Origin of the sequence: Methylobacterium brachiatum (genome assembly GCF_020523825.1) — a bacterium.
Lineage (GTDB): Bacteria > Pseudomonadota > Alphaproteobacteria > Rhizobiales > Beijerinckiaceae > Methylobacterium > Methylobacterium brachiatum.
Genome location: NZ_JAJALK010000015.1, coordinates 77,113 through 97,007 on the forward strand (window position 1 = coordinate 77,113; position 19,895 = coordinate 97,007).

Sequence of the window (19,895 nt, forward strand, 5' to 3'; positions counted from 1 at the left end):
CATCCGATCCGCGCGGCGTCGGCGGGCTGACCCGCACCGTCATCCCGGGGCGCCGAAGGCGAGCCCGGGATCCAGAGCCGCCGACCATGCCAGGGCAAGCACCTGGATCCCGGGCTCCGCTTCGCGGCCGCGGAAAGGCGGGGTAGGTGCAGAATGCGATGGCGTTCCCTCAGACCCTGCGGTCGACGATATCGCTCATCGCCCCCGGATTAGAATGCCTTGTCCGACGTGCGTTGCAGAATTGCACCGCCGCGGAGTGCCTATTTTTCGGTCGTTTGCGCGCTGCCTGGGCACCTACGCCGCGCCGCATGCCCAAGGCTTCGCCCGATCCGGTTATTTCCTGGGCATAACGGGCCCTGCGCGAAAAGTTCCCGGTTCCGGCGGGATGGCATAGTCCTTGAATAGCCCCGCTCAACCGCGGGCCAGCCCGGCTCGACGGGCGGCCCGATGGGTCGCCGCGTGGATCGGGCGACGGCATCGGTTCCCAGGGACTCGGTAAGGGGGCGCCGCCCATGAAGATCGTGATGGCCATCATCAAGCCGTTCAAGCTGGAGGAGGTGCGCGACGCGCTCACCGGCATCGGCGTCCACGGGCTGACGGTGACGGAAGTGAAGGGCTACGGCCGCCAGAAGGGCCACACCGAGATCTACCGGGGCGCGGAATACGCCGTGAGCTTCCTGCCCAAGCTCAAGATCGAGGTCGCGGTCGCCTCCGACCTGACCTCCAGCGTCATCGACGCCATCGCGGGTGCGGCGCGCACCGGCCAGATCGGCGACGGCAAGATCTTCGTGCTGCCCCTCGAGAAGGCGGTGCGCATCCGGACCGGCGAGACCGACGCCGACGCCCTCTGAGCCGGCCCGCCGACAGCTTCAACCTTTACGCAACGCGCAACGAATCGTGACCGGAGCCACCTGTCCATGAAAGTCCGTAATGCCCTGATGCTCGGCTTGGGAGGCGCGGCGCTCGCCGCCCTCCTGATCGAGCCGTCCCTGGCGCAGACCCCGGCGCCGGAAGCCGCCTCCGCGGCGCCGGCCGCCACGGCCGTGCCGCTGCCCAACAAGGGCGACACCGCCTGGATGCTGATCTCCTCGGCGCTGGTGCTGATGATGAGCGTGCCGGGCCTGGCCCTGTTCTACGGCGGCCTCGTGCGCACCAAGAACATGCTCTCGGTCCTGACCCAGGTCTTCGCGATCGTCTCGATCGTCGGCCTGCTCTGGGTGTTCTATGGCTACAGCCTCGCCTTCACCAATGGCGGCGGCATCAACGACTTCGTCGGCGGCCTGTCCAAGGCGTTCCTGAAGGGCATCGACGCCAACTCGACGGTGGCGACCTTCTCGAACGGCGTCGTGATCCCCGAATACGTCTATCTGTGCTTCCAGATGACCTTCGCGATGATCACCCCGGCGCTGATCGTCGGCGCCTTCGCCGAGCGGATGAAGTTCTCTGCCCTGGTGGTGTTCACGATCCTCTGGGTCACGCTGATCTATTTCCCGATGGCCCACATGGTCTGGTACTGGGGCGGCCCGGATGCGGTCGGCAACGCCGCCAAGGTGCTGGCCGCCGCCACCGACGACGCCTCGAAGGCGACCGCCCAGGCGGCCCTCGACGCGGTCAACAAGGATGCGGGCTTCCTCTTCCAGAAGGGCGCCCTCGACTTCGCCGGCGGCACCGTGGTGCACATCAACGCGGGCATCGCCGGCTTCGTCGGCTGCCTGATCATGGGCAAGCGCATCGGCTACGGCCGCGACCTGCTCGCCCCGCACTCGCTGACCATGACCATGATCGGCGCCTCGCTGCTGTGGGTCGGCTGGTTCGGCTTCAACGCCGGCTCGAACCTCGAGGCCAACGGCACCGCCGCGCTGGCGATGCTCAACACCTTCGTGGCGACCTGCGCCGCCGCGGTGGCCTGGCTGTTCGCCGAGTGGGCGCTCAAGGGCAAGCCGTCGCTGCTCGGCATGCTCTCGGGCGCGGTGGCCGGCCTCGTGGCCGTCACCCCGGCCTCGGGCTTCGCCGGCCCGATGGGCTCGATCGTGCTCGGCCTGGTGGCCGGCGTGGTCTGCTTCGTGATGTGCTCCTCCGTGAAGAACGCGCTCGGCTACGACGACTCGCTCGACGTGTTCGGCGTGCACTGCGTCGGCGGCATCCTGGGCGCCCTGGCGACCGGCATCCTGGTCGACCCGAATCTCGGCGGCGTCGGCATCCCCGACTACACCTCGAAGCCGGGCGAGCTGGCCGTGGGCGCCTACGACATGATGAGCCAGCTCATCGTCCAGGCGGAAGCGGTCGGCCTCACCCTGCTGTGGTCGGGCATCGGCTCGGCGATCCTCTACAAGCTCGTCGACCTGACGATCGGCCTGCGGGTGACCCAGGAAGAGGAGCGCGAGGGCCTCGACATCGCCGATCACGGCGAGCGTGCCTACAACTACTGAGAGCGACCGGCGCGTCCCTCCGGGGCCGCGCCGCGGACATGGAAAACCCCGGCTCCGTAAGGGCCGGGGTTTTTCGTTTTTCCGCTCACGCCGTCATTGCGGATGGAACGAAGCAGCCCAGGGACACGCCACATCCGGGGATCGCGCGCAGCACTGGGTTGCTTCGCTCCGCTCGCAATGACGGGAGCGCAGCGTTTATCCCGAGGGATGTTTCGCTCGCTCCCGCTCATCCTGAAGCGATGCAGCGCGGGCCTCGAAGAAGAGCTCCTTCGAAGCGCGCCTTCGCCTCCACTTCAAAGTGCGGCGGTGGGGGCGGTGAAGCGCTACGCCGCCCGGCTCAGCGCCGCCTTCTCCTCGGCGAACGCCCAGTCCAGCCACGGCGTCAGCGCCTCGAGATCGGCGGTCTCGACGGTGGCACCGCACCAGATCCGCAGGCCCGCCGGGGCGTCGCGGTAGGCGCCGATGTCGAGGGCGACGCCCTCGCGGTCGAGGCGCGCGACGATGCCCGAGGCGAGCGCCGCCACCGCCGCGTCGCCGCGGGCGAGCACGTCCGGGTCGGCGATCACCAGGCAGACGCCGGTGTTCGAGTAGGTCGCGGGGTCGACCGCCAGCGGCGCGATCCACGGGGTCCGGGCGACCCAGTCGTAGATCACGCGGGCGTTGGCGTCGGCCTGGGCGTGGAGCGCCGGCAGGCCGCCGATCCGCACCGCCCAGTCCAGGGTGTCGAGGTAATCCTCCACGGCGAGCATCGAGGGCGTGTTGATCGTGTCGCCCTTGAAGATGCCCTCGATCAGCTTGCCGTCCTTGGTGAGCCGGAACACCTTCGGCAGCGGCCAGGCCGGAACGTGGCTCTCCAGCCGCTCGACCGCCCGGGGCGAGAGCACCAGCATGCCGTGCGCCGCCTCGCCGCCCATCACCTTCTGCCAGGAGAAGGTGACGACATCGAGCTTGTCCCAGGGCAGCGGCTGCGCGAAGGCCGCCGAGGTGGCGTCGCAGATCGTGAGGCCGGCGCGGTCGGCGGCGATCCAGTCGCCGTCCGGCACCTTCACCCCGGCGGCGGTGCCGTTCCAGGTGAAGACCACGTCGCTGTTCCGGGTGTCGATCGCCGCGAGGTCCGGCAGCACGCCGTAGGGCGTCTGGTGGATCCTGGGCGCGATCTTGAGCTGCTTGAGCGCGTCGGTGACCCACTCCTTGCCGAACGCCTCCCAGGCAGCGACCTCCACGGGCCGCGGGCCCAGTAGGGTCCACATCGCCATCTCGACGGCGCCGGTATCGGAGGCCGGCACGATGCCGATCCGGTACGCGTCGGGCACCTGCAGCACGGACCGCGTCAGGTCGATCGCCCGGCCGAGCTTGGCCTTGCCGATCGCGGAGCGGTGCGAGCGGCCGAGCGCGGCGTCGGCCAGGGCCGACGGCGTCCAGCCCGGACGCTTGGCGCAGGGGCCGGACGAGAAATGGGGAACGCGCGGGCGCCTGTCGGGTCGGCTCATCGTCGGATCCATCCTTGCAGATGGGCGCTCCTCGACGGGGAGGAGTGTCCCGGGCCGGGGATGCGCCGAAACCCGCTGGCTGGCAAGACAATGCGAAGAGCCTGCGACGGGCCGCACCCGGGGCGGGACAGATCCGCCGAAGGGACGGAACAGTCGATTAAGCCTGCGCGGCTAGGTTCGACGGCGTGCCGAGTTGCGTTCGAGGTACGCCGATGTCTGTCGACAGCGCCGCGTTCGTGGCGATCTGGTTCCTGTTGCTTGCCGTGATCCTGGCCGCGGCCTCCCGCACCCGCTTTCCCGGACGCCTCGACCGTCCGATCCCGCAGCCGCTGCGGCTCGATCCGGTGGATTACGATGTCGACGGGCCGGTGATCGACCTGGAACCGGCCTGAAGGTCGGGCCGCCGCTCGGCGGTGATGCGCTCCGCCTCCGCCCGCCGCCACCGGGCGATCGCCCCGTGATTGCCGCCCGACAGCACCTCCGGGATCGCCCGCCCCTCCCAGTCCCGCGGCCGGGTGTAGTGCGGATATTCGAGGAGCCCGCCCTCGAAACTCTCCTCGATCCCCGATTCCGCCTTGCCCATCACCCCGGGCAGGAGCCGGACGCAGGCATCGAGCACCACCAGGGCGGCGATCTCGCCCCCGGAGAGCACGTAATCGCCGATCGAGACCTCCTCCAGGCCGCGGCCGGCGATCACCCGCTCGTCCACCCCCTCGAACCGGCCGCAGACGATCAGCGCCCCCGGCCCGGCGGCGAGCTCCCGCACCCGGGCCTGGCTCAGCGGCTTTCCGCGCGGCGACATCAGCAGCCGCGGCCGCGGGTCGTCCGGCCCGGCGGCGGCATCGATGGCGGCGGCGAGCACGTCGCAGCGCAGCACCATCCCGGCCCCGCCCCCGGCCGGCGTGTCGTCCACCGCCCGGTGGCGGCCGAGCCCGTGCTCGCGGATGTTGCGGGCCTCCAGGCTCCAGTCGCCCCGGGCGAGGGCGTCGCCCGACAGGGACACGCCGAGCGGCCCCGGGAACATCTCCGGGTAGAGGGTGAGGATCGTGGCCCGCCAGGGCGTTTCCGCGCGCGTCATGGCGCTTGATCGCGCGCGGGGTGCGGCACGGTCAACGGCCCGGGCACCGTTCGACCCCGCGGCGGGTTGTCGGCGATGATCCGGCACATCCTCCTCCTCACCGCCCTGCTGGCGGGACCGGCCCTCGCGGCGGAGCCGCTGGCGCCTCCGGGCGCGCCCGCGAGCGCGTTCCCGAAGCCCGACCGGCCGGTGGCCGAGATCGTGGCGCCGCAATGGTCCTCGGAGGCCGCGCGGGACAAGGCCGGCGAGTTCGACGCGGTCGCCCGCGGGATGGGCATCGCTCCGGGCGAGACCGTGGCCGATATCGGCGCCGGCAGCGGCTACTACGTGACCCGTCTGAGCCCGCGGGTCGGGCCCGGCGGCAAGGTCCTGGCCGAGGACGTCACCCCTGCCTACCTGGCGAGCCTGGAGCGGCGGGTGAAGGGCCTCGACAACGTCACCGTGGTGCGCGGCGAGGCCCACGACCCGCGCCTGCCCGCGGCCTCCGTCGATGCCGCGATCCTCGTGCACATGTATCACGAGATCGCCCAGCCCTTCGGCCTGCTGCACAATCTCGCCCCGGCGATGCGGCCCGGCGGTCGGGTCGGCATCGTCGATGCCGACGACATCCCGTCGCGGCACGGCACCCCGCCGGCGCTCCTGCGATGCGAGCTTGCCGCCGCGGGCTACCGCGAGACCGGCTTTCATCCGCTGAAGGGCGGCGCCTATCTGGCGGTGTTCGCGGCCCCCGCCCCGGAGGACCGCCCGCGACCGGAGGCGATCCGCCCCTGCCGGGATACCGCGACGGCCCGCTGAACGGTTCGGCGCGCGTTCAGGGCGCGCCGCCGGTGCTCGGCTGCGCCGTGTCCAGATGGGCCGCGAAACCGGTGCGATGCGGAGCGAGATCCGGGCGCAACGCCATGGACGGGATCGCGTAATCGCCGCCGTTCTGCCGTCGGAACGGGATGGGGGCCGTGCTGAACAGGGTGCGCATCCGGGCCCGCAGGCCCTCCGCCGTGGCCGCGAATCCGCTCTCGGTCAGGCCGTCGGCCCGGTAGACGACAAACGGCGGGAGCACGGCGTAGCCCGGGTAGAACAGCACCCCGTGCTGGATCGGGAACAGCAGGTCGTCGATCGGCCCGTTGATTCCTCGGGGGCCGTAATGCGTCTCCCAGCCGCCGGCCGTCACCACCAGCATCGCGCGCTTTCCGGCGAGCGTGCCCTCGCCGTAGCGGTCGCCCCAGCGGGTCTCGTTGTGTGCGCCCACGCCGTAGGCGAACCCGTAGGCGTAGACCCGGTCGACCCAGCCTTTCAGGATCGCCGGCATGGAGAACCACCACAGGGGGAACACCAGGATCAGCGCGTCCGCCCAGAGCAGCTTGGCCTGTTCGGCCGTGACGTCGTCGGTCAGGGTCCCGGTGGTGAAGGCCGCGCTGGACGCGGCCGGGACCCGCAGGCGCGCCGCTTCCGGCAGGGCCGGGAAATCGGTCCGATCGACGGCACTCTTCCAGCCCGCGGCGTAGAGGTCGGTGACGCGGACCTCGTGTCCGTCCGCTTCCAATTGCTCCACCGCCACGCCGCGCAACGCGTTCGTCAGCGAGGCCGGATCGGGATGGGCTGAGACGACGAGGATCTTCATGGTGCGGGCTCACGGGGGGAGGGAGCCGCGAAGCTAGGCGGCCGCCGATCCATCCGGTAGACGGCAGGGCGGGATAGGATTGTTCCGCGCCATGGATAGATCGAGCGTCACGCTGGAGCGGATGCGCAGCTTCGTTCGCGTGGTCGAGCGCGGCAGCCTGTCCGCGGTGGCGCGGGAGGAGGGCGTCGGGCAATCGACCGTCAGCCGGCACGTGGCCGAGCTCGAGGCCGCCCTGGGGGCGAGCCTGCTGAACCGGACCACGCGGCGCCTCACCCTGACCGACGAAGGACGGCGCTTCCACGCGGAGGCGCGCACCATCCTGCGGCTGGTGGACGAGGCGACGGACGGGGTCCGGAACGCCGGGGGTGGTCTGACCGGGACCGTGCGCGTGTCCTGCACGGCTGCGTTGGGCGTGCGCCATGTCTGCCGGGCGCTGTTCGTGCTCCAGGACCGCTATCCGGGGATCAGCATCGATCTAAGCCTGACCGATGAGCGGATCGACCTCGTGCGCGAGGCGACGGATGTCGCGATCCGGTTGGGGCCGTTGGCGGAGAGCAGCCTGCAGCGCAAGGCCATCGGCCGCTCCCGCCGGATCCTGGTGGCGTCGCGGGGCTATCTCGCGGATCACGGCCGGCCGCAGCATCCGGCCGACCTGTCGCGGCATTTGGCGATCCGCATGAGCAACGTCGCCGGCAGCGATACGCTGTGCCTGCACGGGCCGGACGGCGCCACGGCGCGCATTCCCGTGGGCGGCCGCCTGCTGGTCGATCACGGCCTGGCCGCGCGCGAAGCCCTGGCGCAGGGGCGCGGGATCGCGGCCGCCCATGTCTGGCTCGTCGACGATCTCCTGGCGGCGGGCGCGATCGAACAAGTCCTGCCGGACCACGCGCCCGAGCCCGTCCCGCTCTCGATCCTGGTCGTGCCCAGCCGCATCCGCATCAAGCGCGTCCGCCTGGTGGTCGATGCCCTGGCGGCCGCTTTGGCCGAGCTGCCCGGCCTCGACAGACCGTGAGCCGGCGGTTCACGCCAGGGTCGGCATGCGGCTGTCAGTCCGGCTCGTCGGCGGGCTTATCGCCCACCGGCGCGAAGAAATCGTCCGGCAGCACGACGGTCACCCGCCGCTGCGGGAGATCCAGCACCGGCACGAACGCCTTGGTGAACGGCAGGAGCGCGGTGGCGCCACCCGCGGCGGGGCGGAGTTCGAGGAGGTCGCCGCCGCCGTAATTCGGAACCGCGACGATCGTGCCGACGACGGTCCCGGCCTCGTCAACCGCGGTGGCGCCGACTAGGTCGGCGGCGTAGACCTCGTCGTCATCCTCGGGCTCCGCCAGACGGTCCCGGGGGATGAACAGGGCGACCCGGTTGAGCGCCTCGGCGGCGTTGCGGCCGCCGATATCCTTGACCCGGGCGATCAGCATGTCGGGAGATGAGCCGGGGGCGGTGCGCACCCCGGACAAGGTCAGCGTACGCCCGTCCGAGGTCAGGAGCGGGCCGTAGCCGGCGATCGCCAGGGGATCGCCGGTGTAGGATTTGAGCCGGATCTCGCCGTTCAGCCCATGCGCCCGCCCGAACTCGCCCAGCAGGACGAGGTTCGGGTCGGGCGGCACGGGCGGAGCCGCCGGCTTGGGGGCCGGCGCCTTGGGCGAGGTTGCGGCTTCCGGCGCGATGGCGCCGATAGCCGTGCCGGCGCGGCCGCGGCGACCGCCGTCGCGGGAGAATGAACCTGCGGGGCGGCGCGCCATGGCGCAGCCGCCTTACGCGGCGGCGTCCTCGGCGGGCGCCGCGGCCTTCTCGGCACGCTTGGTCGCGCGCTCCTTGGCCTTCTCGCCCGGCTCGGCCTTCTGCGGGTTGTTGCGCGTCGGGCGCTTGGCCAGGCCGGCCTGATCGAGGAAGCGCAGGACCCGGTCGGTCGGCTGCGCGCCCTTGGCGAGCCAGCCCTGGATCTTCTCGGCGTCGAGCTGGATCCGGGCCGGGTCGTCCTTGGCCTTCATCGGGTCGTAGGCGCCGACCTTGTCGATGAAGCGGCCATCGCGGGGGGCGCGGGCGTCGGCGACGACGATGCGGTAGTACGGACGCTTCTTGGCGCCACCGCGCGTGAGACGGATCTTCAGGGCCATTGTCTTAGGACTTTCTCTCGTTGTCGATCGCCGACTCGTGCGTCGCCGCGATCGTCTGGTGGTGCCGGATGACTTCCTTGACCACGAAGGCCAGGAACTTCTCGGCGAAATCGGGGTCGAGCTTGGCCTCGACCGCGAGCTTGCGGAGCCGGGCGACCTGACGGGCCTCCCGGTCCGGATCGGAAGGGGGGATCCCCTTTCGGGCCTTGAGCTCGCCGACCCGCTGCGTGCAGCGGAAGCGCTCGGCGAGCAGGTGGATCAGCGCCGCATCGAAATTGTCGATGCTGTCGCGCAGGCGGGCGAGTTCGGGATCGACCGCTTGGGCCGCCAGCACGCTCATTTCTTCTTCCCCGGCATGAAGCCACCGAGACCGGGCAGCTTCGGGCCGCCGAGGCCGGGAAGCCCCGGCATCTTCGGCATCCCGCCCAGCCCGCCCCCGCCGAGGCCCGGCGGCATCGGCGGCAGCTTGCCGCCGAACTGCTTCTCGATCTGCGCGATCTGCTCGGGCGTCGGCTCGGGCATACCGGGCGGAAGGCCGCCCATGCCACCACCCATGCCGCCGCCGCCGAGCCCGAACATCGAGCCGAGCGCCTGGCCGATGCCGCGTTTCCCGGAGCCCATCGCCTTCATCATGTCGGCCATGGTCCGGTGCATCTTCAGGAGCTTGTTGATCTCCGAGACGTCGACCCCCGAGCCCGCCGCGATGCGCTTCTTGCGGGAATTCTTCAGCAGGTCCGGGTTCTTGCGCTCCTGCGGGGTCATCGACGAGATGATCGCCCGCTGGCGCTTGAACATCTTCTCGTCGAGGTTGGCGCCCTCGACCTGCTTCTTGATCGCGCCCATGCCGGGCAGCATGCCCATCAGGCCGCCGATGCCGCCCATCTTCTCCATCTGGGCGAGCTGCATGGACAAGTCCTCGAGATCGAACTTGCCCTTGCGCATCTTCTCCGCGGTGCGGAGCGCCTGCTCGTGGTCGATGGTCTCGGCGGCCTTCTCGACCAGGGAGACGATGTCGCCCATGCCGAGGATGCGGTTGGCGACGCGGGCCGGGTGGAACTCCTCCAGCGCGTCGACCTTCTCGCCGGTGCCGACGAGCTTGATCGGCTTGCCGGTGACGGCCCGCATCGAGAGCGCCGCACCGCCGCGGGAATCGCCGTCCATGCGGGTCAGCACGATGCCGGAGACGCCGAGCCGCTCGTCGAAGGCGCGGGCGGTGTTGACGGCGTCCTGGCCGGTCAGCGCGTCGGCGACCAGCAGCACCTCGTGGGGCCGGGTCGCGGCCTTCACCTCGGCCGCCTCGACCATCAGGGCCTCGTCGACCGTGGTGCGGCCGGCGGTGTCGAGCATCACAACGTCGAAGCCGCCGAGCCGGGCCGCCTCCATGGCGCGCTTGGCGATCTGCACCGCCGACTGGCCGGCCACGATCGGCAGGCTCTCGACGCCGACCTGCTTGGCCAGCACCGCGAGCTGCTCCATGGCGGCCGGGCGACGGGTGTCGAGCGAGACGAGCAGCACCTTCCGCTTCTCACGCTCCGACAGGCGCCGGGCGATCTTGGCGGTGGTGGTGGTCTTGCCCGAGCCCTGGAGGCCGACCATCAGGATCGGCACCGGGGCGGGGGCGTTGAGGTCGATCACCTCGGCATCCGTGCCGAGCATCGCCACCAGCTCGTCGTTGACGATCTTGACGACCATCTGGCCGGGAGTGACCGACTTGAGCACGACGGCGCCGACCGCCTTCTCCTTCACCCGGTCGGTGAAGCCGCGCACGACCTCCAGGGCGACGTCGGCTTCCAGCAGGGCGCGGCGGACCTCGCGCATCGCCGCGGTGACGTCGGCTTCCGTCAGGGCGCCCCGGCGGGTGAGCCCAGAGAGGATGCCGGAGAGGCGGTCGGACAGGCCTTCGAACATGGTTTTTCGGACCCGCGCTTACTGCTCGAGGCCGGCGCGCTCGACGCGGCGCGCCTGGAGGGCGGCCTCGAAGCTGCGCACGGCGCTCGCGAACTTGTCCCGGCATTCCGGATTGCAGAAGCCGACGACGGCGCCGTTATAGAGCGTCAGCGAGTCGGCCGAAATCGGCTTGCCCGACCAGGGGCAGGTCTCGTTGATCGCGTCCGCAATGTTCAATGCGGCTGGAGTCACGGCATCTTGGGGCATGCGGAGGCCTCGACCGGCGGAGTCCGGCGAAGCGGATCGACCCAACACAGATCGCGCCCGAGGGCGCGGACGCGCTGTCGGGCGTTGACCTCCGGCCTCGGGGACCGGTCGGCTTCGTGTCGTCGCGATCTGCTACGGATCGGAAGCGCGGGGGGTAGCGGCAGCGGCCGCAAAAGTCAATTTTCGGTGTCCTCGTCCGCGAACCACCCCAGGGTTGAGACCGCCCATTAACTTTTACGGATCGTTAAGCATGTTTGGTCTCTGATCCGGCAGCACCCGTTCAGGACGACCGCCGATGTCGGAACCCGCCCGCACCATTCCGCCGCACGAGGCCGGCAGCCGCGCCGCCCCCGGTCCGCTGCGGGACTGGCTCGCGACGATGAAGACCCATAGCCCGGCCGAGCCGCGCGGCGACGCGCGGCCGCAGGAGGCCCAGCCCGATGCCAGGACGCCCCGGGGTGCCGAGGCGGCCTGGTCGCCCCGGCTCGTCTCCCCGCCGGACGGTCCCCGGGCGGCCTCGGAGGACGCCGATGTGTCCGAGCTGATGGCCGAGAACCTCATGCTCAAGGCCAAGCTGCGCCTGGAGGCCGACCGCCAGGACGAGCTGCAGGCGATCCTGGCCGAGGAGATCCGGACCCTGCGCGAGCATATCCGCGAGGAGATCGGCTCGATCGAGGATCTGCGCGCCGAGCAGGAGGAGGTTCGCGCCGAGCGCGAGGAGTTCCGGAGCGAGCGCGAGCGGTTCCGGCAGGAGCGCGAGCATATGCGGATCGAGCGCGACCGGGCCGTCGCCGAGCGCGATGCCTTGCGGGCCGAGCGCCACGCCATCGCGGCCGAGCGCGATGCCCTGCGCGAGGAGCGCGATCTGTGGCGGGCGCGGACCGAGGCCCTGGCGCAGCCGCTGTTCCAGTCGCCGAAGCGCTGAAAATTCAGGTCCCGAAAAGCCGAAGGGCCACCCGTGAGGGTGGCCCTTCCATTGCCGAACCGTCATGTCCGGCGGAACTGTCCCGAAATCGGGGCTCTGACGCGTCTTAGAGCGACGCGCCGGAGGCGACGGTCCAGGTCCGGTAAGCCGAGGCTGACGGCTGATGACAATGAGACACTGGATCACCTCCTTTCGTTCGTTGCGGGTGAAGCGAAGGTAGGTGGCTCACGGCCGCTTGTGAAGCCCCGCGGCTGCGCCCGTTTGTCCTCCCCGGGAAGGCCGCTTCCGCCCCCGGGCTGCCGGGCGTATGACGGGCGCACCGAGGCCAGCCCGAAAACCCTTGACCGCTCCCGTCACGTCCCTGCCGCGTCCCGCCGAGGATGCCGCCCTCGATCCCGAGGCCATGCGCCAGCCGCTCGGCAACGCGTGGTACTGCGTCGGCCAGTCCCGCAGCCTCGGGCGCACGGGGCTTCGGGCCGTCGAGCTGAACGGCGAGCAGATCGTGCTGGGCCGCGCTCCCGACGGAACGCCGTTCGCCCTGCGCGACCGCTGCCCGCACCGCGGCATGGCCCTGTCCAAGGGCCGGTTCGACGGCGACACGCTGATGTGCCCGTTCCACGGCTGGCGCTTCGGCACGGATGGGCGCTGCCGCGACGTTCCGACCCTCTCCGAGCACGACGCCGCCGATTTCTCCCGCATCCAGGTGCAGCGCTTCCCCGTCCGCGAGAGCGCGGGGTTCCTCTGGGTGAACCCGCATCTCGGCCCTGCTTCCGGCGCGGTGCCCGCGGTGCCGGAGCTGGATTTCGAGCCGGCGGGGTCGCTCGTCGTCGAGCTCGTGGTCGAGGCCTCCTACGACCTCACGACGTTGAGCCTCGTCGATCCCGGCCACGTCGCCTTCGTGCATGACAGCTGGTGGTTCCGCCCCTCGAAGCAGCTGCGCGAGAAGGTGAAGACCTTCCAGCCGGTGCCGCACGGCTTCGTCATGACGAGCCACGCCACCACGACCAGCGCGCCGGTCTACCGCCTGCTCGGCGGCGTGCCGGAGGTCGAGATCGAGTTCCGCCTGCCCGGGGTCCGGCTGGAGCGGATCCGCGCCGGCGCGAAGCGCGTGGCCAACTACACCTTCGCGACCCCGCTCACGCCGGATCGCACCCTGCTCACCAATGCCCTCTACTGGAGCATGCCGGCGCTGAACCTGCTCAAGCCCGTCGCCCGACCGCTGATGCGGCAGTTCCTCACCCAGGACCAGCAGGTGCTCCAGCACGCCCAGGACGGCCTCGACCGCAAGCCGACCATGGTGCTGTTCGGCCAGGGCGATCTGCCCTCGCAATGGTATTTCCGGCTCAAGCGCGAGGCCCTGGAATCGGCCCGGGCCGGACGCCCGTTCGTGAATCCGCTGGAACAGCGCGAACTGCGCTGGCGCTCGTGATTTGTAGAGCCGGTATAGATCACTATTCGGGGCGGTTAACGCATCATTAACTATAATTTGCGTACGGATATCGGCGAATTAGTATTCCTCGAGACGCCGCGCGCCGATGCCCCGCTACTTCATCGACCTCCATGACGGTTCCCAGCCAGTCCGCGACGAGGTCGGTTTCGACCTCCCGGACCTGCCGGCCGCACGCGCCAAGGTCACCCGGATCATGTCGGCGATCGCCCGCGACATGCTGCCCGACGTGGAGCGCCAGGACTACGTCGCCTGCGTGCGCGACACGGTTGGCAAGGTGGTGTTTCGTGCGCGCCTGTCGCTCGCGGCGGAAGCCGTCGAGTGAGGCCGAGACGACCCTGAGGCTCCCCGTCGCGGCCGGGAGAGCTTGACCACGGCGCCGGGCCGGCCATCTCCCCTCCATGAAACGGCGCAGCCTGCTCACGGTCGCGAGTGCGGCCACGGTGATGACGCTCGGCGGCGTCGGCTATGCCGCCCACCGCCGGGGCAAGAACCCGTATTATCGCGGTCCGAAATCCGACCATTTCGACGGGCTGCGGTTCTTCCTGCCGGACCAAGCCACCGACAAGTCGCTGCCGGACGTGCTGCGCTGGCAGGCCAAGCGGCAGCGCGAGCCCTGGCCCAAGAGCTATCCGAGCCCGTTCCCCGCTGACCGGCCGCCCGAGCGCAGCGGCGCGCTGCGCGTCGTGCTGATCGGCCACGCGAGCTATCTCGTCCAGGTCGCCGGCCGCAACATCCTGATCGATCCGGTCTTCGCCAAGCGGGCCAGCCCGGTCCGCTTCGCCGGCCCGAAGCGGGTCAACCCGCCGGGGATCGCGTTCGGCGACCTGCCGCCGATCGATGCGGTCCTGATCACCCACAACCACTACGACCATCTCGATGGGCCGAGCCTCGCCCGGATCTGGCAGGCCCACCAACCGCTGATCGTCGCGCCGCTCGGCAACGACACGATCCTGCGCAACTACGACGACACGATGCATGTCGAGACCCGCGACTGGGGCGAGTCGGTGGATCTCGGCGACGGCCTGACCGTCCACCTGACCCCTGCCAATCACTGGTCCGCCCGCGGCGTGCAGGACCGGCGCATGGCCCTGTGGTGCGCCTTCGTGCTCACCGCGGCCCAGGGCGTCCATTACCATGTGGGCGATACCGGCTTCGGCGATGGCGGCCTCTTCCGCGACATCCGCGCCCGGTTCGGCGCGCCCCGGCTCGCGACCCTGCCGATCGGCGCCTACGAGCCGCGCTGGTTCATGCAGGCCCAGCACGTGAACCCGGCCGAGGCGGTCGAGGCCTTCGCGCTGCTCGGGGCCGACCAGGCGCTCGGCCACCATTGGGGCACGTTCCAGCTCACCGACGAGGGGATCGAGCGGCCCGTAGAGGCGCTGACGGCGGCGCTGGAGGCGCAGGGCATCGCCCCCGAGCGGTTCCTGGCCCTGAGGCCCGGACAGGTCTGGGCCGGCTGAGGGTCGGAATACCGGCGGCCGCGGCGTTGGGCACGATGCATGCAAGATGCCGTATGCAGCCTGCGCGCGGTGCCTCTCGACGAAGGGGGCGGCGCTGACCGGCAGCGCGTCCCCTACTGCCGAGAGACACGATGGACTCGATCAAGCCGACACGCCGCGCGCTGATGGCCGGGGGCGCGGCCCTGGCGGCCCTGGGCACGGTCGGCCGGGCCGGCGCCCAGGGCGGAAGTGCCGGCAGCCTGACCTACGGCATCTCGATGACCGACCTGCCGCTCACCACCGGTCAGCCGGACCGGGGCGCCGGCGGCTACCAGTTCACCGGCCTGACGCTCTACGATCCCCTGGTCGCCTGGGATCTCGGCATCGCCGACCGGCCCGGCACGATGATCCCCGGCCTCGCCGCGTCCTGGGAGGTCGACAAGGCGGATCCGAAGGTCTGGATCTTCCACCTGCGCGAAGGCGTGACATTCCATGACGGCTCGGCCTTCGATGCCGACGCGGTGATTTGGAACTTCGACAAGGTCCTCAACAAGGAGGCGCCGCATTTCGATCAGCGGCAGGCCGCCCAGGTCCGGCCGAGGCTGCCGGGTGTCGCGAGCTACCGGAAGCTCGACGCCAAGACCGTCCAGGTGACCACGAAGAATCCCGACAGCCTGTTCCCCTATCAGATGCTGTGGTTCCTGATCTCCTCGCCGGCGCAATACGAGGCGGTCGGGCGTGACTGGGCGAAGTTCGCGTTCCAGCCCTCGGGCACCGGCCCGTTCAAGATGGGTCAGCTGGTCCCCCGGGTCCGCCTCGAGCTCCTGCCGAATGCCGGCTACTGGAACCCGAAGCGGGTGCCGAAGCTCGCCAAGCTGACGCTGACCTGCGTGCCCGAGGATCTCGCCCGGGTGAACGCGCTGCTCTCCGGCAATGTCGACCTGATCGAGGCGCCGGCCCCGGACGCGGTGCCCCGCCTGAAGGCGTCCGGAATCCGCGTCGTCGGCAACGACACCCCGCATGTCTGGAATTACCACCTGTCGATGCTGGAGGGCTCCCCCTGGCGGGACCTGCGCCTGCGCAAGGCCGCCAACCTCGCCATCGATCGCGAGGGCGTCGTCCAGCTTCTGGGCGGTCTCGCCCAGCCGGCGGCCGGTCAGATGCAGGCCTCGAGCCCGTGGTTCGGCAAGCCCAGTTTCCAGATCAAGACCGACGTCGATCAGGCGCGCAAGCTCGTGCAGGAGGCCGGCTTCTCGGTGCAGAACCCGGTGAAGGCGACGATCATGATTCCCACCGGCGGCACCGGGCAGATGCTGTCCCTGCCGATCAACGAATTCGTCCAGCAGAGCTGGGCCGAGATCGGCATCCAGGTCGAGTTCAAGACCGTGGAACTGGAGGTGGCCTACACGGCCTGGCGCCAGGGCGCCGCGGATCCCAGCCTCAAGGGCATCACCGCCGGCAACATCGCCTACGTCACCTCGGACCCGTTCTACGCGATCCTGCGCTTCTACGATTCGAAGCAGATCGCCCCGGGCGGCGTGAACTGGAGCCATTACCGCAACCCGGAGGTCGATGCGCTCTGCGACAAGGTGAAGGCGAGCCTGGATCCGGATGAGCAGAACAAACTGCTGGCCCGCATCCATGAAATCATCGTCGACGACGCGGTGCAGGTCTGGGTGGTCCACGACACCAATCCCCACGCCTTGTCGCCGCGGGTGAAGGACTACGTGCAGGCTCAGCACTGGTTTCAGGATCTCTCGATGCTGGCCTGAGACCGCCTCAATCCATGCGGAGGTTCGGGGAAAGCCTGGGCGAATCAGGAACGATCGTCGCGAGACTGTGTTGGGACCCCAACGCACGAAGGAGTGTCCCATGAAGACCCTGCTCGCCGGCGCCATCCTGGCCGCCTCCCTCGCGACCGTCGTCCCGGCCTCGGCCCAGCGCATCGATATCGGACCCGACGGTCCCAGCGTCGACCTGCGCTCGCGCGGTCAGCGGGAACGCGACTTCCGGCGCGAGGAATATCGCCGGGATCGCGACCGGGCCGATGACGAGGACCGGATGTATCGCCGGCAGCGTTTCGAGGACGACCGCCCCGTGGTCCGTCGCGGCTACGGCTACTGAGTCAGCCGGCTGACCGCCTTGTAGGGCGCCATGATTTTGGAAGGGGTCGGCATGTGCCGGCCCCTTTTCTCATCGCGCCTGGCGTTGGAAGCTGCGCTGCACCGCCAAACTTCGCACTTGCAGCAGCGCTGGCGCGCGACTAGGAAGATCGCGCATCACGTTTCGGGAGAATTTGGCAATGACCCTTCGTTTCATCAGTGGTTTCGCGGCGGTTGCGTTTGCCGTGTCCGGCCTTTCGGTCCCCGCCGCCCTGGCCAAGCCGGTGAGCGGAGCCAGCGCCGTGAAGATGATCGACACCGACAACGACGGCACCGTCGATCTCAAGGAAGTCGAGGCCGTGGCCTCCGCCACCTTCGATCGCCTGGAGAAGGATGCCGACGGCACCCTCGATGCCAAGGAACTGAAGGGCCGCCTCAGCAAGGCCGGCCTGAAGCAGGCCGATCCGGACAACGACGGCACCATCGACAAGAACGAGTACCTCGCTGCCGTCGCCGACCGCTTCAAGGCGGCCGACCCGGATGGCGACGGCACCCTCGATGCCAAGGAGCTGAACTCCAAGGCCGGCAAGGCGCTGCTCGCCCTGATCAAGTAACGTTTCGCGGGCACACCCTGCCCGTATCGACGAACGGCAACGCCCTCGTGGATGTATCCACGGGGGCGTTCTTGCGTTTCAGTCGCGAATATGAGGCCGATACGCAGAACTTGCAGGCGCGTGCTTATCACCCTTCGGTTGTATGCATCGAATCTTGAATGTTGCATTCGGTTGCGTTGCCAAGAGATCGACCGTGCGACGGATGGGCAATAATCTACAGATGCGCGGAAGATGTGCAGGTTGGCGGTTGACGGATCGCAACCTGTAGGTGCAGTTTGGGGTAGGTTGGGGGGCCGACACCATGCGAAACGACACGCCGGAAGACGCGACGAGTCTGGAACTGCTCGCGGAAATGCGGGCGATGATCGACGCGGCGCGCGAGGTCATCGAAGTGTCGCAGGCCACGCGCGACCAGCCGGCCGAGGACCTGGCGCCGGCTTCGGAAGCCGAGCCCGTGGAGTTTCCGATCGATTCGTCGGATCTGCTCGGGGATATCAGCGACAACCTGCTCGTGGCCTATCAGCTGGCCAAGCATGACGGCGATCCGCTCACCGTGGCGCTGATCGAGAAGGTGCTGTTCCATGTCGGGCGCCGGCTGGCGCGGGGCATGTCGCCGGCCGATGCCGGCATTCCCTGCCACTAGAGCGCTCGGCGCCGAAGCGGCCACTGGCTCGGCGTCGGCGGGCGCGATCGGGAGCGGCGTCTGGACGTCGCCCCGAATGGCGGCCTCTGAGGGGCTCAGAGGCGGGCTGTCTCGATACGGTCGAGGAAGGCGCGCAGGTAGAGGCCGGCCGCGTCGGCGCGCTCCACGGCGAGGAGATGCGCCGCCCGGGGGAGCACGACGAGTTCCGCTTGGGCGATGCCGGCGCAGATCTCCTCCGCCATGGCGGGCGGCGTCGAAGGGTCGTCGCGCCCGGCCATCACCAGGGTCGGAGCCGTGATCGCCGACAGGGCCGGGCGCAGATCCATGCGCCCGATCACCTCGCAGCATACCGCGTAGCCCGCCCGGTCACAGGCGATGAAGCGTTCGCGGACCGCCTGGACGGTTTCGGGCGCATGCTGCGCGAAGGCCGGGGTGAACCAGCGCGCCAGGGTGGCGTCCACCAGAGCGCCGGTGCCCTGGCTCCGGGCCGTCGCGGCGCGCGCGTTCCAGGTCTGCGCAGTCGGGAGATGGGCTGCCGTCGCCATCAGGGTCGCGCTCACGGCACGTTCTGGCTCGGCGCTCGCCAGCGCCTGCACGGTCATGCCGCCCAGCGAGAGGCCGACCAGATGGGCGCGGCCGATCCCGAGGGCGTCGAGCAGTCCCGCGAGGTTGCCCGCCAGATCCGCGATCTCGGTCGGCCGGTCGCGCGTTTCCGAGCCGCCATGGCCGCGTGTGTCGTAGCGCAGGGTCCGGAAGCGGCCGGCCAGGGCCGGCAGCAGGGCGTCCCACATCTCCAGGGTGGCCCCCAGCGAGTTCGAGAAAGCCACGACGGGCGCGTCGTCCGGGCCTTCGAGAACGTAGCGGAGTTCGAGCCCCCGGACGGCGATCTGCGGCATCAAACGTCTCCGTGTTCGGCTTTGCGCGTCATCCGCCCAGATAGGTCGCGCGTGCGCGCCCGATCAGCGCCCCCGCACGCTCCGGCGCCGCACCAGAATCATCGCGGCCGCGATTGCCCAGGCGGCGCAGGTCGGGGCGAGCCATTGCTGAAGGTTCGGCAGGGACCAGCCGTACAGGAATTCGGCGCCCAGATGCGCTTGGACCGCGTCCCAGCCGGCATGCTTGATGTCGTGCTCGCGCTGCCCGGCCTCGCGGCCGAAATAGTAGGTCGAGACCACCAGCGCCGCGGTCGCCTCGGGACGGGGTGCGCGCAGCCCGATCATCGCTGCGGCGACGCCGGCGGTCTCGGGCAGGGCTGTGAGGGCGTGGCTCGTCGCCGGGTTGGCGATCATGAAGCCGAGGAGCGCGTCGAGCATCCGGTGAGGTTACACGATCCGCCGCCCGGCGTCGGCCGCGCGCATCCGAATGCCGGCCGCGGGGTTGATCCCCTGCAGACCGGAGCGGGACCATGGCCGAACCGTACACTCTCGAGCGTTTCGTCGCCGCGCAGGAGGGCGTCTACGAGCGGGCGCTGGCCGAGCTGCGCGCCGGGGAGAAGCGCAGCCACTGGATGTGGTTCATCTTCCCGCAGATCGCCGGCCTGGGCTCCAGCCCGATGGCCCAGCGCTACGCGATCGGCTCCCTCGACGAGGCCAAGGCGTACCTGGCCCATCCCGTGCTCGGCGACCGCCTGCGCGCCTGCACGGCGGCGGTGAACGGCGTCACCGCCCGCTCGGCGCACGCGATCTTCGGTTCGCCCGACGACGTGAAGTTCCGCTCGAGCATGACGCTGTTCACGCGCGCCGCGCCGGAGGAGCCGCTCTTCGCCGAGGCGCTGGCGCGGTATTTCGACGGCCAGCCCGATCCGCTGACGCTCGCCAAGCTCGGCGGGGGCTAGGG

At 70.1% G+C, this 19,895-nt stretch carries 24 protein-coding genes; 14 read left to right on the plus strand and 10 right to left on the minus strand.

The window, feature by feature from the left end; genetic code table 11:
- Positions 1-512: 512 nt before the first annotated feature.
- Together LGR69_RS25445 and LGR69_RS25450 are read left to right on the plus strand one after the other, a co-directional pair.
- Entirely contained in the window at positions 513-851 is a 339-nt protein-coding gene (locus LGR69_RS25445) for a P-II family nitrogen regulator (RefSeq protein ID WP_092036434.1), read from the plus strand.
- Between the two features lie 66 nt (positions 852-917).
- Positions 918-2,429: an ammonium transporter gene (locus tag LGR69_RS25450; protein ID WP_230367756.1), complete on the plus strand. Its 1,512-nt coding sequence runs from the start codon at positions 918-920 to the stop codon at positions 2,427-2,429.
- 323 nt (positions 2,430-2,752) lie between these two features.
- Here LGR69_RS25450 and LGR69_RS25455 read toward each other — a convergent pair whose 3' ends face one another.
- Positions 2,753-3,919 carry a phosphoserine transaminase gene (locus LGR69_RS25455; protein ID WP_230367757.1) on the minus strand — a complete coding sequence of 389 codons (1,167 nt, stop codon included), beginning with the start codon at positions 3,917-3,919 and terminating at the stop codon, positions 2,753-2,755.
- A 212-nt stretch (positions 3,920-4,131) separates the two neighbouring features.
- On the opposite strand from LGR69_RS25455, the gene LGR69_RS25460 reads away from it, so the two are divergent.
- Complete coding sequence (locus LGR69_RS25460) at positions 4,132-4,311, plus strand: hypothetical protein (RefSeq protein ID WP_007559489.1); 180 nt, start codon at positions 4,132-4,134, stop codon at positions 4,309-4,311.
- Here the strand turns inward: LGR69_RS25460 and trmD are convergent.
- A complete protein-coding gene (trmD, locus tag LGR69_RS25465) occupies positions 4,269-4,997 on the minus strand; it encodes a tRNA (guanosine(37)-N1)-methyltransferase TrmD (RefSeq protein ID WP_230367758.1) in 729 nt (242 codons plus the stop codon). The genes LGR69_RS25460 and trmD overlap by 43 nt on opposite strands.
- Before the next feature lie 75 nt (positions 4,998-5,072).
- On the opposite strand from trmD, the gene LGR69_RS25470 reads away from it, so the two are divergent.
- The gene (locus LGR69_RS25470) at positions 5,073-5,792 is read left to right on the plus strand and encodes a class I SAM-dependent methyltransferase (protein WP_230367759.1); all 720 of its coding nucleotides are present in this window, start codon (positions 5,073-5,075) and stop codon (positions 5,790-5,792) included.
- 16 nt (positions 5,793-5,808) lie between these two features.
- Here the strand turns inward: LGR69_RS25470 and LGR69_RS25475 are convergent, their stop codons facing one another.
- Positions 5,809-6,615 (minus strand): NAD(P)H-dependent oxidoreductase, encoded by an 807-nt coding sequence (locus tag LGR69_RS25475; protein WP_230367760.1) that lies wholly within the window; start codon positions 6,613-6,615, stop codon positions 5,809-5,811.
- Between the two features lie 91 nt (positions 6,616-6,706).
- Here LGR69_RS25475 and LGR69_RS25480 point away from each other — a divergent pair, with 91 nt between their 5' ends.
- Positions 6,707-7,627, plus strand: coding sequence for a LysR family transcriptional regulator (locus tag LGR69_RS25480; protein ID WP_230367761.1), 921 nt, complete (start codon positions 6,707-6,709; stop codon positions 7,625-7,627).
- Positions 7,628-7,661: 34 nt separating this feature from the next.
- Here LGR69_RS25480 and rimM read toward each other — a convergent pair whose 3' ends face one another.
- Genes rimM through LGR69_RS25505 form a run of 5 tightly spaced genes read right to left on the minus strand, consistent with a single transcriptional unit; the run spans position 7,662 to position 10,886 of the window.
- Positions 7,662-8,357 carry a ribosome maturation factor RimM gene (gene rimM / locus LGR69_RS25485; RefSeq protein WP_007559478.1) on the minus strand — a complete coding sequence of 232 codons (696 nt, stop codon included), beginning with the start codon at positions 8,355-8,357 and terminating at the stop codon, positions 7,662-7,664.
- 12 nt (positions 8,358-8,369) lie between these two features.
- Positions 8,370-8,732, minus strand: coding sequence for a 30S ribosomal protein S16 (gene rpsP / locus LGR69_RS25490; RefSeq protein WP_007559476.1), 363 nt, complete (start codon positions 8,730-8,732; stop codon positions 8,370-8,372).
- A gap of 4 nt (positions 8,733-8,736) precedes the next feature.
- Positions 8,737-9,072: a chorismate mutase gene (locus LGR69_RS25495; protein ID WP_007559474.1), complete on the minus strand. Its 336-nt coding sequence runs from the start codon at positions 9,070-9,072 to the stop codon at positions 8,737-8,739.
- Positions 9,069-10,640 carry a signal recognition particle protein gene (gene ffh / locus LGR69_RS25500; RefSeq protein WP_230367762.1) on the minus strand — a complete coding sequence of 524 codons (1,572 nt, stop codon included), beginning with the start codon at positions 10,638-10,640 and terminating at the stop codon, positions 9,069-9,071. The genes LGR69_RS25495 and ffh overlap by 4 nt, the downstream gene beginning before the upstream one ends.
- A gap of 18 nt (positions 10,641-10,658) precedes the next feature.
- Positions 10,659-10,886, minus strand: coding sequence for a hypothetical protein (locus tag LGR69_RS25505; protein ID WP_007568778.1), 228 nt, complete (start codon positions 10,884-10,886; stop codon positions 10,659-10,661).
- Between the two features lie 295 nt (positions 10,887-11,181).
- Here LGR69_RS25505 and LGR69_RS25510 point away from each other — a divergent pair, with 295 nt between their 5' ends.
- The 8 genes from LGR69_RS25510 to LGR69_RS25545 all read left to right on the plus strand — a co-directional run bounded on the left by LGR69_RS25510 (position 11,182) and on the right by LGR69_RS25545 (position 18,059).
- On the plus strand, positions 11,182-11,811 hold the full coding sequence (locus LGR69_RS25510; RefSeq protein ID WP_230367763.1) for an ATPase: 630 nt from the start codon (positions 11,182-11,184) through the stop codon (positions 11,809-11,811).
- 307 nt (positions 11,812-12,118) lie between these two features.
- Positions 12,119-13,240, plus strand: coding sequence for an aromatic ring-hydroxylating oxygenase subunit alpha (locus LGR69_RS25515; protein WP_230367764.1), 1,122 nt, complete (start codon positions 12,119-12,121; stop codon positions 13,238-13,240).
- A 106-nt stretch (positions 13,241-13,346) separates the two neighbouring features.
- A complete protein-coding gene (locus LGR69_RS25520; protein ID WP_007568781.1) occupies positions 13,347-13,583 on the plus strand; it encodes a DUF6894 family protein in 237 nt (78 codons plus the stop codon).
- A gap of 76 nt (positions 13,584-13,659) precedes the next feature.
- Entirely contained in the window at positions 13,660-14,721 is a 1,062-nt protein-coding gene (locus LGR69_RS25525; RefSeq protein WP_122162168.1) for an MBL fold metallo-hydrolase, read from the plus strand.
- Between the two features lie 131 nt (positions 14,722-14,852).
- The gene (locus LGR69_RS25530; RefSeq protein WP_230367765.1) at positions 14,853-16,472 is read left to right on the plus strand and encodes an ABC transporter substrate-binding protein; all 1,620 of its coding nucleotides are present in this window, start codon (positions 14,853-14,855) and stop codon (positions 16,470-16,472) included.
- A gap of 100 nt (positions 16,473-16,572) precedes the next feature.
- Positions 16,573-16,824 (plus strand): hypothetical protein, encoded by a 252-nt coding sequence (locus LGR69_RS25535; RefSeq protein WP_007568784.1) that lies wholly within the window; start codon positions 16,573-16,575, stop codon positions 16,822-16,824.
- Between the two features lie 178 nt (positions 16,825-17,002).
- Complete coding sequence (locus LGR69_RS25540; protein ID WP_007568786.1) at positions 17,003-17,416, plus strand: EF-hand domain-containing protein; 414 nt, start codon at positions 17,003-17,005, stop codon at positions 17,414-17,416.
- A 301-nt stretch (positions 17,417-17,717) separates the two neighbouring features.
- Positions 17,718-18,059 (plus strand): hypothetical protein, encoded by a 342-nt coding sequence (locus LGR69_RS25545; protein ID WP_007568788.1) that lies wholly within the window; start codon positions 17,718-17,720, stop codon positions 18,057-18,059.
- A gap of 95 nt (positions 18,060-18,154) precedes the next feature.
- On the opposite strand, the gene pcaD is transcribed toward LGR69_RS25545, so the two are convergent.
- A complete protein-coding gene (gene pcaD / locus LGR69_RS25550; RefSeq protein WP_230367766.1) occupies positions 18,155-18,955 on the minus strand; it encodes a 3-oxoadipate enol-lactonase in 801 nt (266 codons plus the stop codon).
- A 63-nt stretch (positions 18,956-19,018) separates the two neighbouring features.
- On the minus strand, positions 19,019-19,372 hold the full coding sequence (locus LGR69_RS25555) for a hypothetical protein (RefSeq protein WP_230367767.1): 354 nt from the start codon (positions 19,370-19,372) through the stop codon (positions 19,019-19,021).
- A 92-nt stretch (positions 19,373-19,464) separates the two neighbouring features.
- On the opposite strand from LGR69_RS25555, the gene LGR69_RS25560 reads away from it, so the two are divergent.
- The gene (locus LGR69_RS25560; protein WP_230367768.1) at positions 19,465-19,893 is read left to right on the plus strand and encodes a DUF1810 domain-containing protein; all 429 of its coding nucleotides are present in this window, start codon (positions 19,465-19,467) and stop codon (positions 19,891-19,893) included.
- Positions 19,894-19,895 lie beyond the last annotated feature (2 nt).

What these genes read in the sequence shown, in the direction of transcription:
- LGR69_RS25445 (WP_092036434.1), top strand. Translation starts at nt 513, where the DNA reads ATGAAGATCGTGATGGCCATCATCAAGCCGTTCAAGCTGGAGGAGGTG.
- LGR69_RS25450 (WP_230367756.1), top strand. Translation starts at nt 918, where the DNA reads ATGAAAGTCCGTAATGCCCTGATGCTCGGCTTGGGAGGCGCGGCGCTC.
- LGR69_RS25455 (WP_230367757.1), bottom strand. Translation starts at nt 3,919, where the DNA reads ATGAGCCGACCCGACAGGCGCCCGCGCGTTCCCCATTTCTCGTCCGGC.
- LGR69_RS25460 (WP_007559489.1), top strand. Translation starts at nt 4,132, where the DNA reads ATGTCTGTCGACAGCGCCGCGTTCGTGGCGATCTGGTTCCTGTTGCTT.
- trmD (WP_230367758.1), bottom strand. Translation starts at nt 4,997, where the DNA reads ATGACGCGCGCGGAAACGCCCTGGCGGGCCACGATCCTCACCCTCTAC.
- LGR69_RS25470 (WP_230367759.1), top strand. Translation starts at nt 5,073, where the DNA reads ATGATCCGGCACATCCTCCTCCTCACCGCCCTGCTGGCGGGACCGGCC.
- LGR69_RS25475 (WP_230367760.1), bottom strand. Translation starts at nt 6,615, where the DNA reads ATGAAGATCCTCGTCGTCTCAGCCCATCCCGATCCGGCCTCGCTGACG.
- LGR69_RS25480 (WP_230367761.1), top strand. Translation starts at nt 6,707, where the DNA reads ATGGATAGATCGAGCGTCACGCTGGAGCGGATGCGCAGCTTCGTTCGC.
- rimM (WP_007559478.1), bottom strand. Translation starts at nt 8,357, where the DNA reads ATGGCGCGCCGCCCCGCAGGTTCATTCTCCCGCGACGGCGGTCGCCGC.
- rpsP (WP_007559476.1), bottom strand. Translation starts at nt 8,732, where the DNA reads ATGGCCCTGAAGATCCGTCTCACGCGCGGTGGCGCCAAGAAGCGTCCG.
- LGR69_RS25495 (WP_007559474.1), bottom strand. Translation starts at nt 9,072, where the DNA reads ATGAGCGTGCTGGCGGCCCAAGCGGTCGATCCCGAACTCGCCCGCCTG.
- ffh (WP_230367762.1), bottom strand. Translation starts at nt 10,640, where the DNA reads ATGTTCGAAGGCCTGTCCGACCGCCTCTCCGGCATCCTCTCTGGGCTC.
- LGR69_RS25505 (WP_007568778.1), bottom strand. Translation starts at nt 10,886, where the DNA reads ATGCCCCAAGATGCCGTGACTCCAGCCGCATTGAACATTGCGGACGCG.
- LGR69_RS25510 (WP_230367763.1), top strand. Translation starts at nt 11,182, where the DNA reads ATGTCGGAACCCGCCCGCACCATTCCGCCGCACGAGGCCGGCAGCCGC.
- LGR69_RS25515 (WP_230367764.1), top strand. Translation starts at nt 12,119, where the DNA reads ATGACGGGCGCACCGAGGCCAGCCCGAAAACCCTTGACCGCTCCCGTC.
- LGR69_RS25520 (WP_007568781.1), top strand. Translation starts at nt 13,347, where the DNA reads ATGCCCCGCTACTTCATCGACCTCCATGACGGTTCCCAGCCAGTCCGC.
- LGR69_RS25525 (WP_122162168.1), top strand. Translation starts at nt 13,660, where the DNA reads ATGAAACGGCGCAGCCTGCTCACGGTCGCGAGTGCGGCCACGGTGATG.
- LGR69_RS25530 (WP_230367765.1), top strand. Translation starts at nt 14,853, where the DNA reads ATGGACTCGATCAAGCCGACACGCCGCGCGCTGATGGCCGGGGGCGCG.
- LGR69_RS25535 (WP_007568784.1), top strand. Translation starts at nt 16,573, where the DNA reads ATGAAGACCCTGCTCGCCGGCGCCATCCTGGCCGCCTCCCTCGCGACC.
- LGR69_RS25540 (WP_007568786.1), top strand. Translation starts at nt 17,003, where the DNA reads ATGACCCTTCGTTTCATCAGTGGTTTCGCGGCGGTTGCGTTTGCCGTG.
- LGR69_RS25545 (WP_007568788.1), top strand. Translation starts at nt 17,718, where the DNA reads ATGCGAAACGACACGCCGGAAGACGCGACGAGTCTGGAACTGCTCGCG.
- pcaD (WP_230367766.1), bottom strand. Translation starts at nt 18,955, where the DNA reads ATGCCGCAGATCGCCGTCCGGGGGCTCGAACTCCGCTACGTTCTCGAA.
- LGR69_RS25555 (WP_230367767.1), bottom strand. Translation starts at nt 19,372, where the DNA reads ATGCTCGACGCGCTCCTCGGCTTCATGATCGCCAACCCGGCGACGAGC.
- LGR69_RS25560 (WP_230367768.1), top strand. Translation starts at nt 19,465, where the DNA reads ATGGCCGAACCGTACACTCTCGAGCGTTTCGTCGCCGCGCAGGAGGGC.